General features: G+C 32.5%; 13 protein-coding genes. 5 read left to right on the top strand and 8 right to left on the bottom strand.

What is annotated here, in order from left to right; all coding sequences use genetic code 11:
- Nucleotides 1-2 precede the first annotated feature (2 nt).
- Nucleotides 3-1,496, bottom strand: coding sequence for a hypothetical protein (locus tag C245_RS0110100; RefSeq protein WP_035746483.1), 1,494 nt, complete (start codon nt 1,494-1,496; stop codon nt 3-5).
- Nucleotides 1,497-1,547: 51 nt separating this feature from the next.
- Nucleotides 1,548-3,332, bottom strand: coding sequence for a T9SS type A sorting domain-containing protein (locus tag C245_RS0110105; protein ID WP_026109984.1), 1,785 nt, complete (start codon nt 3,330-3,332; stop codon nt 1,548-1,550).
- An 893-nt stretch (nt 3,333-4,225) separates the two neighbouring features.
- On the opposite strand from C245_RS0110105, the gene C245_RS0110115 reads away from it, so the two are divergent.
- From C245_RS0110115 to C245_RS0110130, 5 genes are all read left to right on the top strand, one after another.
- Nucleotides 4,226-4,462, top strand: a complete 237-nt coding sequence (locus C245_RS0110115; RefSeq protein ID WP_017496482.1) for a hypothetical protein — start codon at nt 4,226-4,228, stop codon at nt 4,460-4,462.
- Nucleotides 4,463-4,861: 399 nt separating this feature from the next.
- Nucleotides 4,862-5,083: a chromate resistance protein ChrB domain-containing protein gene (locus C245_RS24720; RefSeq protein WP_255348299.1), complete on the top strand. Its 222-nt coding sequence runs from the start codon at nt 4,862-4,864 to the stop codon at nt 5,081-5,083.
- Between the two features lie 25 nt (nt 5,084-5,108).
- Nucleotides 5,109-5,708 carry a helix-turn-helix domain-containing protein gene (locus C245_RS24590; RefSeq protein WP_255348300.1) on the top strand — a complete coding sequence of 200 codons (600 nt, stop codon included), beginning with the start codon at nt 5,109-5,111 and terminating at the stop codon, nt 5,706-5,708.
- Nucleotides 5,709-5,793: 85 nt separating this feature from the next.
- Nucleotides 5,794-6,291: a hypothetical protein gene (locus tag C245_RS0110125; RefSeq protein ID WP_017496483.1), complete on the top strand. Its 498-nt coding sequence runs from the start codon at nt 5,794-5,796 to the stop codon at nt 6,289-6,291.
- 10 nt (nt 6,292-6,301) lie between these two features.
- Nucleotides 6,302-7,477: a chromate transporter gene (locus tag C245_RS0110130; RefSeq protein ID WP_026109985.1), complete on the top strand. Its 1,176-nt coding sequence runs from the start codon at nt 6,302-6,304 to the stop codon at nt 7,475-7,477.
- Nucleotides 7,478-8,173: 696 nt separating this feature from the next.
- On the opposite strand, the gene C245_RS0110135 is transcribed toward C245_RS0110130, so the two are convergent.
- From C245_RS0110135 to C245_RS0110160, 6 genes are read right to left on the bottom strand one after another with little or no spacing between them, the layout of a single operon-like run.
- The gene (locus tag C245_RS0110135; RefSeq protein ID WP_157495821.1) at nt 8,174-9,340 is read right to left on the bottom strand and encodes a DUF6625 family protein; all 1,167 of its coding nucleotides are present in this window, start codon (nt 9,338-9,340) and stop codon (nt 8,174-8,176) included.
- A 58-nt stretch (nt 9,341-9,398) separates the two neighbouring features.
- On the bottom strand, nt 9,399-10,799 hold the full coding sequence (locus tag C245_RS22905; RefSeq protein WP_035746498.1) for a trehalose-6-phosphate synthase: 1,401 nt from the start codon (nt 10,797-10,799) through the stop codon (nt 9,399-9,401).
- Nucleotides 10,792-11,511 (bottom strand): thioesterase II family protein, encoded by a 720-nt coding sequence (locus C245_RS0110145; RefSeq protein WP_017496487.1) that lies wholly within the window; start codon nt 11,509-11,511, stop codon nt 10,792-10,794. Before C245_RS0110145 ends, C245_RS22905 begins: the two co-directional genes overlap by 8 nt.
- Nucleotides 11,512-11,567: 56 nt before the next feature.
- Nucleotides 11,568-13,172: an MBL fold metallo-hydrolase gene (locus C245_RS0110150; protein WP_017496488.1), complete on the bottom strand. Its 1,605-nt coding sequence runs from the start codon at nt 13,170-13,172 to the stop codon at nt 11,568-11,570.
- Between the two features lie 47 nt (nt 13,173-13,219).
- On the bottom strand, nt 13,220-14,908 hold the full coding sequence (locus C245_RS0110155; protein ID WP_017496489.1) for a glycosyltransferase: 1,689 nt from the start codon (nt 14,906-14,908) through the stop codon (nt 13,220-13,222).
- Between the two features lie 48 nt (nt 14,909-14,956).
- The gene (locus C245_RS0110160; RefSeq protein WP_017496490.1) at nt 14,957-15,619 is read right to left on the bottom strand and encodes a 4'-phosphopantetheinyl transferase superfamily protein; all 663 of its coding nucleotides are present in this window, start codon (nt 15,617-15,619) and stop codon (nt 14,957-14,959) included.
- Between the last annotated feature and the right edge of the window lie 75 nt (nt 15,620-15,694).

Raw genomic sequence — 15,694 nt, forward strand, 5'->3', positions numbered from 1 at the left:
AATTATTTAACAGTTAATGTCATATTAGGAACAATTATAGCGTCAGTTATTCCTCCTGTGAATCGTTGGGCATAAACTTCAAGATAATCATTTGTTAATAGTTCAACAGAAGCATTTAAAGGAAGGACGATAATGTCATTTATTGCTACCCCTCTTCCATAAATTTTATTCTGTGTTAAAGCTGTTCCATTCTTTGCAATATAGATTATATAGGTACCTACTGCGGATACTTGAAAGGAAATAGAGCCTGTAACCTGAAAAATTCGTTTCTTTTTTCCCATATATCTCAATCTGTTATTATTATTTGTTGGTGCATCTAAGGAAAATCTAAATAAATTATAGGATGTTGAATTCCCATTAACTTTAACAATATTACTTGGATTCGATGTATTAAAGGTTGTAGAAGCACCGGAGCCAACAGGATAATCCATAGTGAAATCGGCTACAGCACTGGCGTCGGTTTCGGTAGGGATTCCAGAACATCGTACGTTCCAGCTATTGGTAAAGTTATATCCGCTATACGTACCGGCAGTATAGGGCTTTACATATCCGCTAGTGTTGGTACCAGTAAAAACAACTGTTTCTAAGACAGCATCTCCTGATATTGTTGGATTTGAAGATACATCAAATCCAATAGCAGTACCATTGACCTGACTGAAGCCGCCTTGTTTTTCTACAAGAGTAAAAGTTCCGGTTAGTTTTTCATAAGTCCCCGAATTGTTGCTGAACCACCCCAAATTACTAAGTAATAATTGCGTGATATTGTTGTATGTTATTCCATTTGTATTTCCTGAGAACTGAATGATACTTAAAAAAACCAATCCAAAGCCTGATATACTTCCTACAGAGTTAGAATTAGCTACTATGCAGTCTCTGAATATTAAGTTTTGAGTCGCCGCTCCACTAAGATTAAATACGTTTCCGGCTGTAGCAAGAAGAGTTAGACCTTTTATAGTTCCTCCGTTTGCACCTTCAAAAATATTTCCTGATGATCTAATAATAACATCTTGATTGGAATCCACTCCCTGTAAATAAGCATTATTTAGGTCAATAGGAAAATTAAAAGTAACATTACCGTTAATTTCATATAATGTACTGGAATTCAGTAGATATTTAGAACCTCCTCCGGCGGCAAGTTCATCAGCTAAAATAGTGGCTAAATTATCCGTAGATTTTATACGTTTAAAATTGATCCTTCCCTGCACTCCGCTGCTTAACGGCATCCATGAAGTACTGCCTGCTGAATAATAGTAAAAAACTTTTAAATCCGTATCATAGACTATAAGACCATCAGCCGGAGTTGTGATCGCAGTTCTTTGAGCAGTTGTCATTCTAGGCGTAAGTAATCCTTGTGTAGTAGAGGTAAGATCTAGTATTGAACTGGAATTTGGCGTTATTGTCCCAATTCCGACTTGCGCATTAGCTATAAATCCAAAAAGAAGAAAGAGAAACACTAAGAATGTTTTATGATTTCTAAGAGCAGGTTTGTTGATCATAATTTTTGATTTTAGTTATTTTTTCCTGTTGTTTATTTTGAGTAATGACTGTTAATTTTTAGAATTTAAAACGATAATTTTCTCCGTGAATCTTTCATTATTCAGGGTTAAAAATTCAGCAATATAAATTCCGCTGCTAAATCCATTGGTTGAAAAAGTATAATTTTGTTCTGTTCCCAGATTTTCTTTATGCAGAATAACTTTCCCGGTTATTTCATAAAGCTTGAACGTTCTTAAAGAAAGATTTTTGGGATTCGATACTTTTAAACTATTATTGATATTATCCTGATTAATGAAAAACGGATTATAGTTTTTCTCTGTAGTATTAAGTTTTTTATCGTTTTTGAACGCAATTTTAAAACGATCTGTATAAACTCCTTTTTCAAGATTTACCTCATACATTCCATTTTTTATGTCATGAAAAGAATTATTCAATGCATCATAGAGGTAAATCATTTGCGAAGCGTCCCAATTTATTACCTCGGGAATCTTGAATTTAAAGATAGTATTGGTAGTTGCTTTTACGATTATGGGGATTTTTTTTTCAGCATCGAAATTTAAACCCTGAATGATATAATTATTATTTTCTATTAAAAAGTTCACATCATTGGGAAGTTCATCCATACCAAGCGCATCAATACCAATATCAACTCCATCTGTTGCGCGAGAGACAAATACAAGGGCTAATTGTCTGGTAAATTCATTATTGATTATAACATTCAATTTCAAATATGAAATCTCCTCAGTAACTTCAATTCCTTTAGTACTTTTTTCTTTAGGAATATGTTTTTCAAATTGTGACAAACCACTTCCTTGTTTGTAAAATGCCCTATGGGCATTTTTAAACGTAGCAGTTCCGCTAGCGGTCGCACTAATTACAAACCCCTGGCCAATTGGAGAATATTTTCTTTGTATTACAAGTCCGGAAGACAGTCCTGTATTGTTCACTGAGCCATCCGGGTTATAGGTATTGAAAGTGGCCGGTACATATACACCATTGGAACCTAAACTGATTGGAGAATATGCGCCATAGCCTCCTTTGTAATTTACTAAAGTATGTGTGTTTACTGTCTTATCTTGTTCCCAGAAGTAAGCAACACCACCTGTATTTGCATTAGAAGGATCTAAGAGAAAAGCATTTAAATGTAAAGCTGAAGGATATGGATTTCCGGTTAAAGTGGCATTATTAGCCCCTAAGGAAATAGTAATATTGCCATCATTTGGTTTTCCTCTAAAATCATATCTTTGGGATCCCCCGGAATTATTTGTAACACCGGTTCCCTCAGGATCGGTTGAATCAGTTCCACTTGTTCCTTTCATTGAAAAACCTTCGCCAGGTGCTAAAATGGTAGATCCCCCAACAAAAACCCATTGTGAATAATTATTAGCATTTATGAGTTTATAAACCCATTTAGGTGCTATTGCCAGAGGATTGGAAGTTCCATCGGAATTACTTACGGGTAAAATTGTTGATGCTACTGAAGCAATTGCCGTGGTAGGTCTGCTCAGCAATGTAATACCAAAGTTTTCATTTCCGGATGAATTAGAGGCGTTTCCAACAGGAGAACACCAATAATTGTAATCGAAATTATCTGAAGTTCCCCTTTGATAAACTGACAATGTCCCCAATCCCGAATTAGTTGAATTCCCTATTGTTCCCTGCAATAATTGTGAATTATTACGTAGGTAGAGATTAGAATTCAAAGCTAAGTTGATACTCTGTTGAACATATAACACTTCATTCTTTACATACATGTTCGTATTTGGACTGAAATAAATTTGTGAGATACATTTTGAATTAATCAACAGGAAAATAAATAGAATTATGATCTTCATTACTTTAACTTTAAGATTAACAGGGTTTATTTACTAAAACTATATATTAGATGCTTTTTCTTTTTTTAATTAAAAAAAAAAGCTCCAAGTATTATTCCGCTTAGAAATAATATCGAAATTTCGTTGTCTATTGGTACAGGATCTCCAACTGGTGGAGGTATAGATTGCGGTTGTGGTTCCGGGGGTGATGGCGCAGATATGTTATTATGCGAAATAAAAAGAAGAATTACTACCAATTTTAACGATTTAACTTTCATATTACTTAGGATTAGGAGTTGCGAAATTGATTAAATTGTAATTTTTTACTATTCTATTCTTAGTATGACAATAATTAGGCTTGGTAATGTGCTTATTCAAAGATATAAAAAATCCTACAGAATGAAAGGAGGTCTTTTTTTGGAAATTATAAATAAATTCCTTATATACAATTGTTTATTTTTTTGTATTTTAATTTTGAAAACTTAAATATTGTACTTTTACTAATAATTCCCTACTTAGGTATTATTGATAATTACTGCCGAAGAGATGAAACCGCCTTTTTTACTTTGGAATAAAAAACAGTGTAAATTAGCAAGTTCTTACTAGTAAGACAAACCAAAAAGACAAGCAACCAGCGCAATGGATTAAATAACTACTTGAAAAAATCTCTTATAAAACTAATGAGGAAGTTTCTGTATTATCAGGCTTCCTTATTAAAGATTAAATAATATTTTAGTTGTTTTTTTATTATTAAGATAATTAGGAGTTAAAGATGGTACTCGTCCTTGTTTTAATTAACGAAATTATTTTAGACTCAGATAATTTAAAGTTTTCCATTAGCAATCTTGCTGTAGTATAGCAAATCGTTGACTCAGCACCCTGATTTAAGTTTACATTTTCTATTTCAAGTCCATATGAGCATCCATTGCGGAAAGGTATTTGAAGTGGCGTGGGAGCTTAATATCAGCACAGACCCCCTGCAGCACTGGAAGAAGCCTTACAAAGAAGGGAAGTTTGGCGCTAAAAAGCAACCCTCCAATGATCCTGATAAAAAAGAGTTCATGAAAATGAGAAAGCACATTAAAGAACTGCAGAGAGAATGCGTCATACTAAAAAAAACTCAAGACATCTTCTCCAAGAATGACGAGTAAAATACGAATTTATCAGAGAGCATGCCGCGATATTTCCCATTGGGAAGATATGCAGGGTTTTCAAGGTCGATCCGAGCTGCTACTATAAATGGCTTAAAGGACTACCTAGCAGCAGAGCCGTGCGTAAAATTTTCATCACATCTGAAATTACCCAAATTTATCACTGGTGCCAATGCAAATACGGAAGCCCAGAATTGCCAAAGAACTCTCAGCAATCCGCAATTTAACAATAGAAGAATTTAACAGTCAATGTCCAGTTATTTAAACAAGTTTTTTAAGACTAACCCTCAATAAATTTTATCAAAAAAACTAATTTCATTTCTTTGTGCATTCTCACTACCTGATACTTAAATAATAAAAAAATGTAACTTAGCACGCATTCTAAAAAACAATTGATTTATGAAATGGATCACCAGAGAAAGACCAAAAATAGACCGAATTGCATGCCCATGGCTTATTAGAAATTTTGTGGATCCTGAGGCTGAATTTATTTACGTGCCTTTTGATCAGGTTCTGGACAAAGCAAAAGAATTAAATGCTGTTCCTTTTGATATCCCAAATGTTGAATTCACACATTATCAGGAGCAGTGCACTTTCGATTATATTATAAAAAAAATATGAAATTGAAGATCCCGCTATTTCCATCATGGCAGGAATTGTACGAGGGGCTGATACCGATCGTCATGAAATTGCAAAAGAATCTGCCGGACTCTGGGCGGTGTCTGCCGGGCTTTCGCATAATATTACTGATGATTACAAACTCCTTGAAACCGGAATGGTGCTCTATGACGCACTTTACAGCTGGGCTTCACATCTATACAAACAAAAACATCTGCAGAACAGCCCGTTTGAGAACCTGCTACATGAAGTTTACAATAAATTTCTTAAAGACAAAAAAACAGCCGGAAAAACACCATCCTGGGTAAAAGACCTCAAAAATCTTATTCAGGACCAGATTGATGCACAGTTTACTTTCGACCTTAAAAAAATATCGGATGAACTCGATTTGAACCCATCCTACCTGTCGAGAGAATTTTCTAAATATTTTGAAGATTTAAATTTCGGGGATTATGTCAGAAAACAAAGGATTGAAAAAGCGGTAAATCTTATTGAGAATACTACCTATACTTTGACGGAGATTGCCTATAGAACCGGATTTTCAGATCAAAGCCATTTTACAAGAATTTTTAAACTTCAAACCGGAAAGAATCCGTCGGCATACAGAAAAAAAATCAAAAAAAAGTAATCAATATACAAAACGTAAAACGCATTCTATTTAGGGAGGTTTAATGCTTGTAATTTTGTTTCTATAATTTATAAAAACAAAATCGATGCTTTTAAGATTCCCGCTCCTTACTATTCTACTACTATTTAGCCTTCCGTGCTTTTCACAGACTACGTATCCAAAAATCACAGGATATTTTGGTATACTGCATCCTCTGGTAACCTTAAATAAAGATGAAACTGCAGTAAATTTCAGAGACTACTACGCTGTAGGATTTCCAACTGGAATCAATATCTGGAAAAACGAGAAAATCGGATTTTCTTTTGAGGTAGTTCCCAATATAAAGGGCGATCAGGGTACCAGCAAAGTAACTAACTTATTGTTTCATCCCGGGGTTCTGGTAGCCTTAGGACACGGATATACTTTTGCGGGAAGGGCTGCTTTTGATTCCTCCGGAAGATATGGCATTACACCTGTTTTGAATAAAACAATAATAAAAAGCACCAATTGCAGCTACTTTGCCGCAATCCCCCTGCCCATCCGCTTTGGTAATAATCATCCTGCTTCCTTTACAGTCGGTTTTCAGTTTGGAATTGCATTTTAATTTACAAATCATGAATGAAAGTCACAAATATACATTACGTGAATTAGCATTTTATTTTCTAAAGCTTGGTACTATAGGTTTTGGCGGTCCCGTTGCTCTGGTGGGTTATATGCACAAAGATCTGGTGGAGAATCGAAAGTGGATCTCAGAGGACGAATACCGCGAAGGACTCGCTCTAGCTCAGCTTGCTCCGGGTCCTTTGGCGGCGCAGCTCGGAATTTATCTTGGTTTTGTGCATTATCGCTTCCTTGGTGCTACATTAATCGGAATTGCCTTTGTTCTACCTTCTTTTTTAATGGTGCTCTTATTAGGGATCACTTATAAACTCTACGGAGGACTATCCTGGATTCAGGCTGTATTTTACGGAGTTGGAGCGGCTGTAATCGGAATTATAGCATTAAGTTCTTATAAACTTACTTTAAAATCCATTGGGCAACTGAAGTGGGAATCAATGAAATCCAAATGGCTGCTTTGGCTCTTTTTTATTCTAGCGGTTTTTATTACTTATATTACAGAACACGAACCGGTCCTTTTATTTATTGCAGCCGGTCTTTTATACATGGTAATTAAAGCACCTCCTAAATGGTGGAATAATAAAACTATAAACTTTTTATCCCTCCTTTTTTTACTGGGAGGTTTTTGGAGCTATGAAAGTTCTACTCTTACTAAAATTGCTGTTTTCTTTGCTAAAGCAGGAACTTTTGTATTTGGAAGCGGTCTGGCGATAGTACCTTTTCTACATTCAGGAGTTGTAATCGAAAATCAATGGCTTACTGAGCAACAATTTCTGGATTCGGTTGCTGTTGCCATGATTACACCTGGTCCGGTCGTAATAACAGTAGGTTTTATTGGTTATTTAATCAATGGCTTTTTAGGTGCATTAGTGGCGGCTTTGACCACTTTCCTTCCCTGCTATCTCTTTACTATAGCAATGGCGCCTTCTTTTAAAAAAATAGCACAAAACAAAGCAGTTAAAGCATTTGTAGAAGGCATTACAACGGCTGTGATAGGTGCTCTTGTCGGATCTGTAATTGTGATAGCCAAAAGAAGTATTATAGACATTCCAACTGCTTTAATGGCAATTGTCACGATTTTTGCATTACTTTATATAAAGAAAATTCAGGAACCCTATATTATTGTTGGAGCGGCTGTTTTAGGCATAATCATTAAATTAGTAATAATATGAACAGAAAAGGCTTTTTAAAATCAAGCATCCTTTTTTGGCGTGATAGCTCTATTCTTTTCTATCATCTATTGTATTTTCAAATAATTTGAAATTACCTCCTGCTTTGCTAAAGGAAAATTAAGGTTATTAATTTCTCGCATTTGTCAAAAGGAATTGCCTATTTTTGATTCAAGTAGAATTACATAGCTCATTTAAAACAAGATAATGTTCTCAGAAATTGATTATTCTAAGTTTTGTGGCAAAATCGTGGTACAGTAGATTGAAAATTTTTAAAAGTGCTGTATAAGCAGAGATTTACACGATTAGGTTCGAATCCTGCTCTACTCTTAATAAAATATAAATAAAATTATTTTTCTTCCAAATATATTCTATAACTTTACACTAACCTCTGGATTAATGTGTGTTCTTAAAAATACAGTTCATAAATGAACAAAATACTGTCATTCGATTGAAAGGTTTGTACGTTTTTATTTCGTTTTATTTTGTTCAGATTTGTACTTTACATGTACCTCGACATCTGTTAACCCCAGTAGATACTGGAATATTAATTTCTGCATCGGCAAATAGAGAAACAAAAAAACGAGTTAAAATATTAATAAACAATATTTTAACTCGTTTTTTTTTAGGGCTGGAGTTGAATTAATTGTGGCCTTATACTTCTTTTTGACTTTTCTTCAAAAACTCAGCATTCTCATATTATACAGATACTTCTTCTTTCGTCAAGATAATCTTATCTCCATTAAAAAAAATGACTGTTAGTAAATTCTCATTATTAATTTCTAAATAAGCATTTACATCACATATATAAAATTTTTTTCTTTCAAATAAAGATCTAACAACTGAAAACATAAACCCATCATAAGATATTACTGGCTTACCCTCAAGTTCTGTAAATTCAGCTATTCCTTGCATATATCTATAATTTCCTCTAACATCAAAAACTTTTACAGAGCGTTTTAATTTTGAATCTATAAAAGTACTTAGTGACATATATAAAACTTTGAAAATATCATTACACTGACCTACAATAAAGTTAATGGGAGATTTCTTTCGGATACTATACCTAAAAAAGTACAAGTCTGAATCTGAAATTTTACAATTTGGTTTTTTTACGAAATAATTTTTTTTAAAATTTGTAAGATGGTACATTATTATTTCTTTATTATTGTAAAATAACTGATTACCGATAAGTGTAATTTTCTTTTCCACTTCATCAACAGATAGATTTTCATAATAAGAACGAACTTGATTTTTATTGCGCTCCAATAAATGATGAAAAGTATCGTATGGACATTCTGTATCTAAAATATTCATTTTAAGTTTGATTAGATGATAGTAATACCCTCCACATTCTTCAAATAAAGTATTTTCATCCTTTACAAAATGTTCTTTATATGATTCACTTTGACAGAATAATTTATTTATAAAATTTTCATTTCTATAAACAGCAAAAAAACCAGAAGGATATTCCTTTCTTACTGATATAAAATCATAATTAGAAAGTATTTTATCTGTGATAAAATTTCCCAAATTCCCAAGTACTATATCAGTATCTGAATACCCCCAAAATTCATAATTCTTTAAATACTCAGAAAACAAATGGCCAAAAGCAGGACGGAAATCACACATTTTAAGTCCGTTTTTAACCGAAACATCAAAACCTAATTTATTACTTGCCAACTCATTAAACTCACTGATAGTAAAAGGCTGCTCAGTTATGTTATTATATTGTTTTACAGAAGAAAAACAATCGCTCAAAAAGAGAAAATCAAATGACTTATTTCTCATACAAGATTCCATAAATAAACTATGATACCAAGGCATTTCACCAAAATAAAAAACTATAATGCAAATTCTATTCATATTTATTCTTAATTATATCTAATAAAAAACACCCCTGATCAATACAATACTATCTAATTTAAATTTCTTCTAACTTTTCCAAAAATGTTCTATTCCAATCAAATACATCTTTAAGACTAATTTTTTTCTTTAAAATCTTCATTCTTTGTTGCTGTTCATCGAGCGACATATTTATTGCTTTTTCAATTCCCCTTGCAACGTTTGTTAACGAACCTGGTTTTATTAAAATCGCTTCCTTTAGTTCATCTGAAGCACCCGCTTCCTCACTTAAAACAAGTACACCTGAATAATTTTCTCTGCTAGCAATATACTCTTTACACACTAAGTTCATTCCATCCTTTAGAGAAGTTACAAGCATAATGTCTGCCGATTTATAAAATGATGAAATTTCAACAAGACTAAATGAATTGTATCTATAAATTATCGGAAGCCAGGAAAGTTCTTTATAACAATTATTAATATCTGTAACCAATTCTTCAATTTCTGTTTTCAATATCTTATAGTCCTCTATTTCTACTCTTGAAGGCACAACAATCAGTAGGAGTTGAACTTTTCCAATCTTTGATTTATTATTTTGAAGAAAAAGCTCAAAAGCTCTCAACTTAGCAGGAATACCTTTAATGTAATCTAACCTATCTATAGATAGTATGAGTTTTTCATTTGTAAATAATTTACCTATCCTTTGAACTTCTTTTGATACTTGTGCAGACAAAGAAAGCTTCTCATACGCTTTAAAATCAATTCCAATTGGAAATACATCAATATTAACTTGTTTGCCGTTAACTATTAAAAATCTATCATCATAAACTTCGTAGCCAATTTTTTTCAAAGTTTCTATAAAATTTAATTTATATGAAAGAATGCTAAAACCTATCAAATCCGCCCCTAGCAATCCTTTTATTAATTCAATATATTCCGGGACCTTGCATACATCTTCATACAAAGGAAATGGTGTATGTAAAAAAAAACCAATTTTGGCAGTTGGTATTTTTTTCCTAAGTAATGTTGGCAGTAACATTAAATGAAAATCGTGGATCCAAATGATACCTGTTTTTGTATATGTAGCTAATAACTGTATGCAAAATTTTTTATTAACCTTTATATAAGATTCCCAAAAAAATTGCTGATAAACAACCTTTTTTGTAAACCCATGTAATATTGGCCAAAGAACCTGATTGCAATAACCATTATAATGTTCTATATACATTTTTTTAGACATAAAAACAGGTTCGAATCTTTTTTCATTTAGCATCGACTTTATTCTGTTCTCATTCGTTTTGTCAATTGCAACGGCCCCCGCCCATCCTATCCATAAATGTGTATCATTTTTTGGATATATAGTACCTATCCCTGTTATAAGACCTCCTGCGCTAGGAATAAGTCTTATCCTATCTTTATCTACATCACAACTAAATGGTAACCTGTTAGTTACAATAATTATTTTATTATCTTTAGCCATTGTAATTAACATTAACACTTGCTAATAATGTTTCATTTATCAAACTCATTAATTTTTCATGATGCTCATAAATGAAAAAATGATGCCCGGGTAATACCTCAATGTCTACCTCTAAAGAGGTTTCCCTACCCCATGCTTTAGCCTCTTCTATACTAATACCTTCTTGATCTCCAATGATTACAGAAATTGGGATATTAAACTTAGTTGTCGCTTCGTAGCTATACGTTTCAATAGATTTAAAATCAGTACGTAATATCGGTTCAAAAAATTTTATTAATTCACTATTTTCGAGTACTGATTCGGGACTACCTCCAATAGTTCTAAGTTCATTGATAAACTCATCTGTAGGAAGTGTTGATCGTTCTTTAGGCTGGAGTACCGAAGGTCCTCCAGCTCCAGATACAAATAAATAAAAAGGCAAAGGCAGGTTGTGTTTTATTAGTTTTTTAATTAGTAAATAAGCCACTAAACTACCCATACTATGCCCATAAAATGCGTATTGTTCATTTAATTGCCCTTTGATACTCTTGAAAACATCTTCAACAATTTCATCAATATTCGACAGCAAAATTTCATTTATTCTTGCGCCTCTACCGGGATAATCGAACGGAATTAGTTGAATGTTTTCTGAGGCATATTCTAAATATAAATTGAAAGAGTATTTACTACCGCCAGCAAAAGGAAAACAAAATAACTTTATTTTTTCATTCATATTTTTTCATTTAGTTTTTATAAAAAATTGGCAGTTATAGTATAATCCAGGAATTATTATTTACTTTTTTTTTCATAAAGCAACTCTTTTTCTCCAAATAATCTATCGGCAATTAATCCTTTATTTTTACAATAATCAATCAGTTTGTCAGAAGCAATTATCGGATTAGATTCAGGAGTATATTTTATACTGCTGATAAACTCCAACCAAGGCTCTTGCCCCATAGCATATACATAAACTTCTTTAGGATTGAAAGTATCTACTAAACTTTTCCCTCTTTCAAAGTTTGATCCTGCAAGTCGACGCGAGTTATCTTTATCACGTGGAAATTCTTCGGACATTAATGGCCCATATAGCCAAGTAAGAGGAGCTCCGTCACATTCCATTCCTAAAAAAACAACATCAATGTCGCCAAGCTCATTCCTTACATGCTCATATAATTTAGGTTCAACATTACAGGAATCGGCAACAAACAGTATTGAGTTTTCTCCAATCTCAACATGAAAACAAATTTTTGCCTGAATATTTAAATCACTATGTTCTCCAATAAAAGGAATTCCGGTTATTGTACAATCATCGAATTGCACCTTTCGCATTTCTTCAATCTCAATAATATTTTTAAACCCAATATTCTCAAACATAAGTCGGAGACTAGGGTCTTGAAGAGATCCATTGTTTGATCTTGGAATTACCAAATTCTTAATCTTATGTCTCAATGGCAAAAGTGATTCTAATAAGATATGATCCTGATGATTATGCGTTATAAGAACATAATCAATTTCATCAGGTAAATCAATATCAGAGTATCTGGAAACATCTGTTTGATATCCATAATAGCTAATTATTGGGTCAATTAATATGCTCGTTTGAGGTGTTTCGATTAAAATAGAAGCATGCCCAAAATATCTCATTCTAATTTTATCTCCTTTATATTGCGAATATGGCATTGGTGTTTCAGTAGTGAAAAGAGATCTAAAAAGTTGTTCTTCCTCTGCCTTAATTCCTAACTTATCTTTAATTCGATCATAACTTCCTCCCACTCGTTTCATTTTGCATAATTCGTCAATCCCATCATGATCAAACGGGATATTCATTATTAAAACATTTTCATCATCTACCTTTGGTGTACTAAGACAAAAGGGTCTTTCATCATTATTTGTTATCCATAATGCAATACTCTGGGAAGCTGTTTGATAAAATTTACTGCGATAAAGCAGAGACTCAAAAAATCTAAAGGAGGCATTGTTATTAAGATCATAAACTAATTCTACATATCCTTTTAAAATCTCTGGCACCTTTTCGTATAAAGGGTCCAATGAATATCCAGTAGCATTATATTTAAGCATAATTTCTAACTCGGTAATTGCTTCCGCAAGCTCGATCATTTCTTTTCTATCGACTAACGTAAAATCTCTAAGCTTTTTAACTTCTTCTATTTTCTTTCCTCCCAGGTCCATAAATGGCCCTCCTTTCATCTTTGGGTTTTTTACGGCAGCGGCATGAATTTGCGGTGCCTGAATATAAGAATTCATTATTTTCAAATGCCTCCCTTTAATATTCATTGCTGCAGTTGCGGGTGAAACTAGGTGTGACCAGGCAAACCATCTATCAATTAATGGCTCTACAACAACGTTTGGTTTTAAAAATAACAAATCACTCATAATTATATATTTACACATTCAATTTTATCAATATTTTTCTTTTAACTTTAAATTCGACTGGACAAAGTCTCTTTTTTTAATGCTGCCAATCTATATGCCTCTTGATATGAATTAATGAATTTATTCCATTGATACAAATCCTTAATATCCAGAGAAATTTCCCCATATCTCTGTTGACTATCAGTAAATTTTAATAAAATATTTTTCAAGTCATCAATAACTTTATCCTTATTAACATTTTTTCTGTTAAGAATAATAATACCTGCATCTTCAGGTTGTTCAACCATCGAGCTAACAAATTGAGCAAATCCAGAAGTATCGCTAGTTACTGTTGAAATTCCCAGAGCATTACATTCAATAGGTGTGTATCCCCAAGGTTCATAATAGCTCGGAAAAATTCCAAGATCACAACCCATCGCAAAATCGTAATAATTCATTCCAAATAATGGGCTTGATTTTGTCATGAAATCCGGGTGATAAAGCATAAAAACTTTATCCTTCATTTTATTTTGCAATTTAAATTTTCTACTATCCCTAAGGATAAAGTCATCATTTGGAATTTCTATAGATCGATGGGTTATTATATCACCACCTATCTGTTTTAAAAATTTTTGCAGTTTCTTTTTAACTTTACGATATACAATAGCAGTCTCTAAACCAACTTTTGAATATTCTAATGCCGGCGCATCTGTGATAATAACCGTTACGATTGTTATTCCTGCACCTGATTTTTTTAAATCCTGATTAAGCTTGCCAAGTGATTCAACTATGATATCAAATCCCTTATTTAAATATTCAAACCTTCCGGATGCAAAAAAGATAAATGTTTTATCATTTTGAGGAAGATAATCCCCCAATTGTTTCGAGACAGCTTCTAAGACTTTCTTTCTGTTTTCTTCTCTCCTAATATCGTGATTCTGAAAAATTTCACTATTAAAGCCATTTGGAGTAATAACATCAACACTACGTTTTAATAGAAATTTACATTCTTCTGCTGTGATTTTGCTAACGGTAGTTAGAACATCACATTTATTTGCAATTAATTGTTCCATAACTGCATTAATCATTGTAATCGGATGCTTTTTCTTCAATAAATCTATTTCCTCATCGATATTGATTTTGGCTAACATCTGATAAAAATTGTTATTTTGATGTGCCAAATGACGTCCCATAACAGTGGCATGCGTTGTAAACACGATTAAAACATCACTAGCCTCCTTTTTCATCATTGGAATAGCGTACGATGCATTGAATTCGTGAAAATGAGATATAATTTGTTTTGACGGAAGATTTTCAGACAATAATTCCATTAGTAATTTCACCTGTGCTCCAAAATTAAGAAACATATTTAGTGCTCTTGACAATGGAAACTCAATATTAAAAGATGAGGAATAATTAGCTTTAAAATCACTGAAATCTTCCATCTCAATAAATGGATTTAATAATATCACTTTAGGTTGTCCGGGAATAAGCCATTTACCACAATGTACTTCATAACCTAAATCTCTCATGTATCTGATCACTTGACTAATTCTCGAATCAAACTCTTCCGGTTCCATTTCCTTAAATACATCGTTGTAATCTATTGGTAAATATGGGCCAATTAAACAATAATTCTCTCCCCATAAATCAACCATATTGGAAGCTTTTGTACTTAATACCGTATAAATACCTCCCATTTTATAACATACCTCAGCTGCAATCTCAAACAACAGAGAGCCTTCTTTTAATTCCATAAATATTTTAATTTTAATTCCTACTTAAAAGAACATCGTTTTTTCAATTCAAAAAAGTTGTTCTACAGCAGTTACAACATTTATCATCTCAATAGAATCAAGCCTTATATTAGTTTCATTTTTAACAGCTAAGTGACACATGTAATTTTTGTCTAATTTAATTTCTTTTAAACAATAAAAATCACTTCCAATTTTAGTTGCATCACTCGTAATTTCAAATGATGACAAAGGAAGAAACAAACCCATTCCGAGGGCTTTCATAACAGATTCTTTTTGAGTCCAATAACTAAAAAAAGACGTTTTCAAGTCTGTTGACAAAAGCATTTTTCTCCACTCCGTAGGAGTCATTTGAGATTTAAAATCTTCAATATCCATCTCTTTTAAGATTTCAATATCAATTCCAACTTCCCTATCTGCTATTACACAAACAACGATATTTCCAGAATGAGAAATATTAAATTGTAAACTTTCATCTAGTAAATACGGCTTTTTGAATTCGGTATATCGCATATTTTCATCATAAAAAGTCTTGTTTAAGTTTTTTAATCCACGAACTAAGAGAACTCTGCCAAGTACCGATAATTGAGTGTCTTGCCATCTCTTGTAATTCGAAATTTTTCTGCGATAATCTTGTGAAAAAGATCCGGTAACTTTTTGTAAAATAAATTCATGATCTTCTTCGGAAAGATAAGAATACAATATGTGAATCATTTTTAATTAGTCGTTAAATTGTAGTAAATTATCTACATAAATTACTAAATAGAGAATACTGAAGTTTTAAGCTAT

It is taken from the genome of Flavobacterium sp. WG21, from assembly GCF_000335775.1.
Taxonomy (GTDB): domain Bacteria; phylum Bacteroidota; class Bacteroidia; order Flavobacteriales; family Flavobacteriaceae; genus Flavobacterium; species Flavobacterium tructae.

What these genes read in the sequence shown, in the direction of transcription:
- C245_RS0110100 (WP_035746483.1), bottom strand. Translation starts at nt 1,496, where the DNA reads ATGATCAACAAACCTGCTCTTAGAAATCATAAAACATTCTTAGTGTTT.
- C245_RS0110105 (WP_026109984.1), bottom strand. Translation starts at nt 3,332, where the DNA reads ATGAAGATCATAATTCTATTTATTTTCCTGTTGATTAATTCAAAATGT.
- C245_RS0110115 (WP_017496482.1), top strand. Translation starts at nt 4,226, where the DNA reads ATGAGCATCCATTGCGGAAAGGTATTTGAAGTGGCGTGGGAGCTTAAT.
- C245_RS24720 (WP_255348299.1), top strand. Translation starts at nt 4,862, where the DNA reads ATGAAATGGATCACCAGAGAAAGACCAAAAATAGACCGAATTGCATGC.
- C245_RS24590 (WP_255348300.1), top strand. Translation starts at nt 5,109, where the DNA reads ATGGCAGGAATTGTACGAGGGGCTGATACCGATCGTCATGAAATTGCA.
- C245_RS0110125 (WP_017496483.1), top strand. Translation starts at nt 5,794, where the DNA reads ATGCTTTTAAGATTCCCGCTCCTTACTATTCTACTACTATTTAGCCTT.
- C245_RS0110130 (WP_026109985.1), top strand. Translation starts at nt 6,302, where the DNA reads ATGAATGAAAGTCACAAATATACATTACGTGAATTAGCATTTTATTTT.
- C245_RS0110135 (WP_157495821.1), bottom strand. Translation starts at nt 9,340, where the DNA reads ATGAATAGAATTTGCATTATAGTTTTTTATTTTGGTGAAATGCCTTGG.
- C245_RS22905 (WP_035746498.1), bottom strand. Translation starts at nt 10,799, where the DNA reads ATGGCTAAAGATAATAAAATAATTATTGTAACTAACAGGTTACCATTT.
- C245_RS0110145 (WP_017496487.1), bottom strand. Translation starts at nt 11,511, where the DNA reads ATGAATGAAAAAATAAAGTTATTTTGTTTTCCTTTTGCTGGCGGTAGT.
- C245_RS0110150 (WP_017496488.1), bottom strand. Translation starts at nt 13,172, where the DNA reads ATGAGTGATTTGTTATTTTTAAAACCAAACGTTGTTGTAGAGCCATTA.
- C245_RS0110155 (WP_017496489.1), bottom strand. Translation starts at nt 14,908, where the DNA reads ATGGAATTAAAAGAAGGCTCTCTGTTGTTTGAGATTGCAGCTGAGGTA.
- C245_RS0110160 (WP_017496490.1), bottom strand. Translation starts at nt 15,619, where the DNA reads ATGATTCACATATTGTATTCTTATCTTTCCGAAGAAGATCATGAATTT.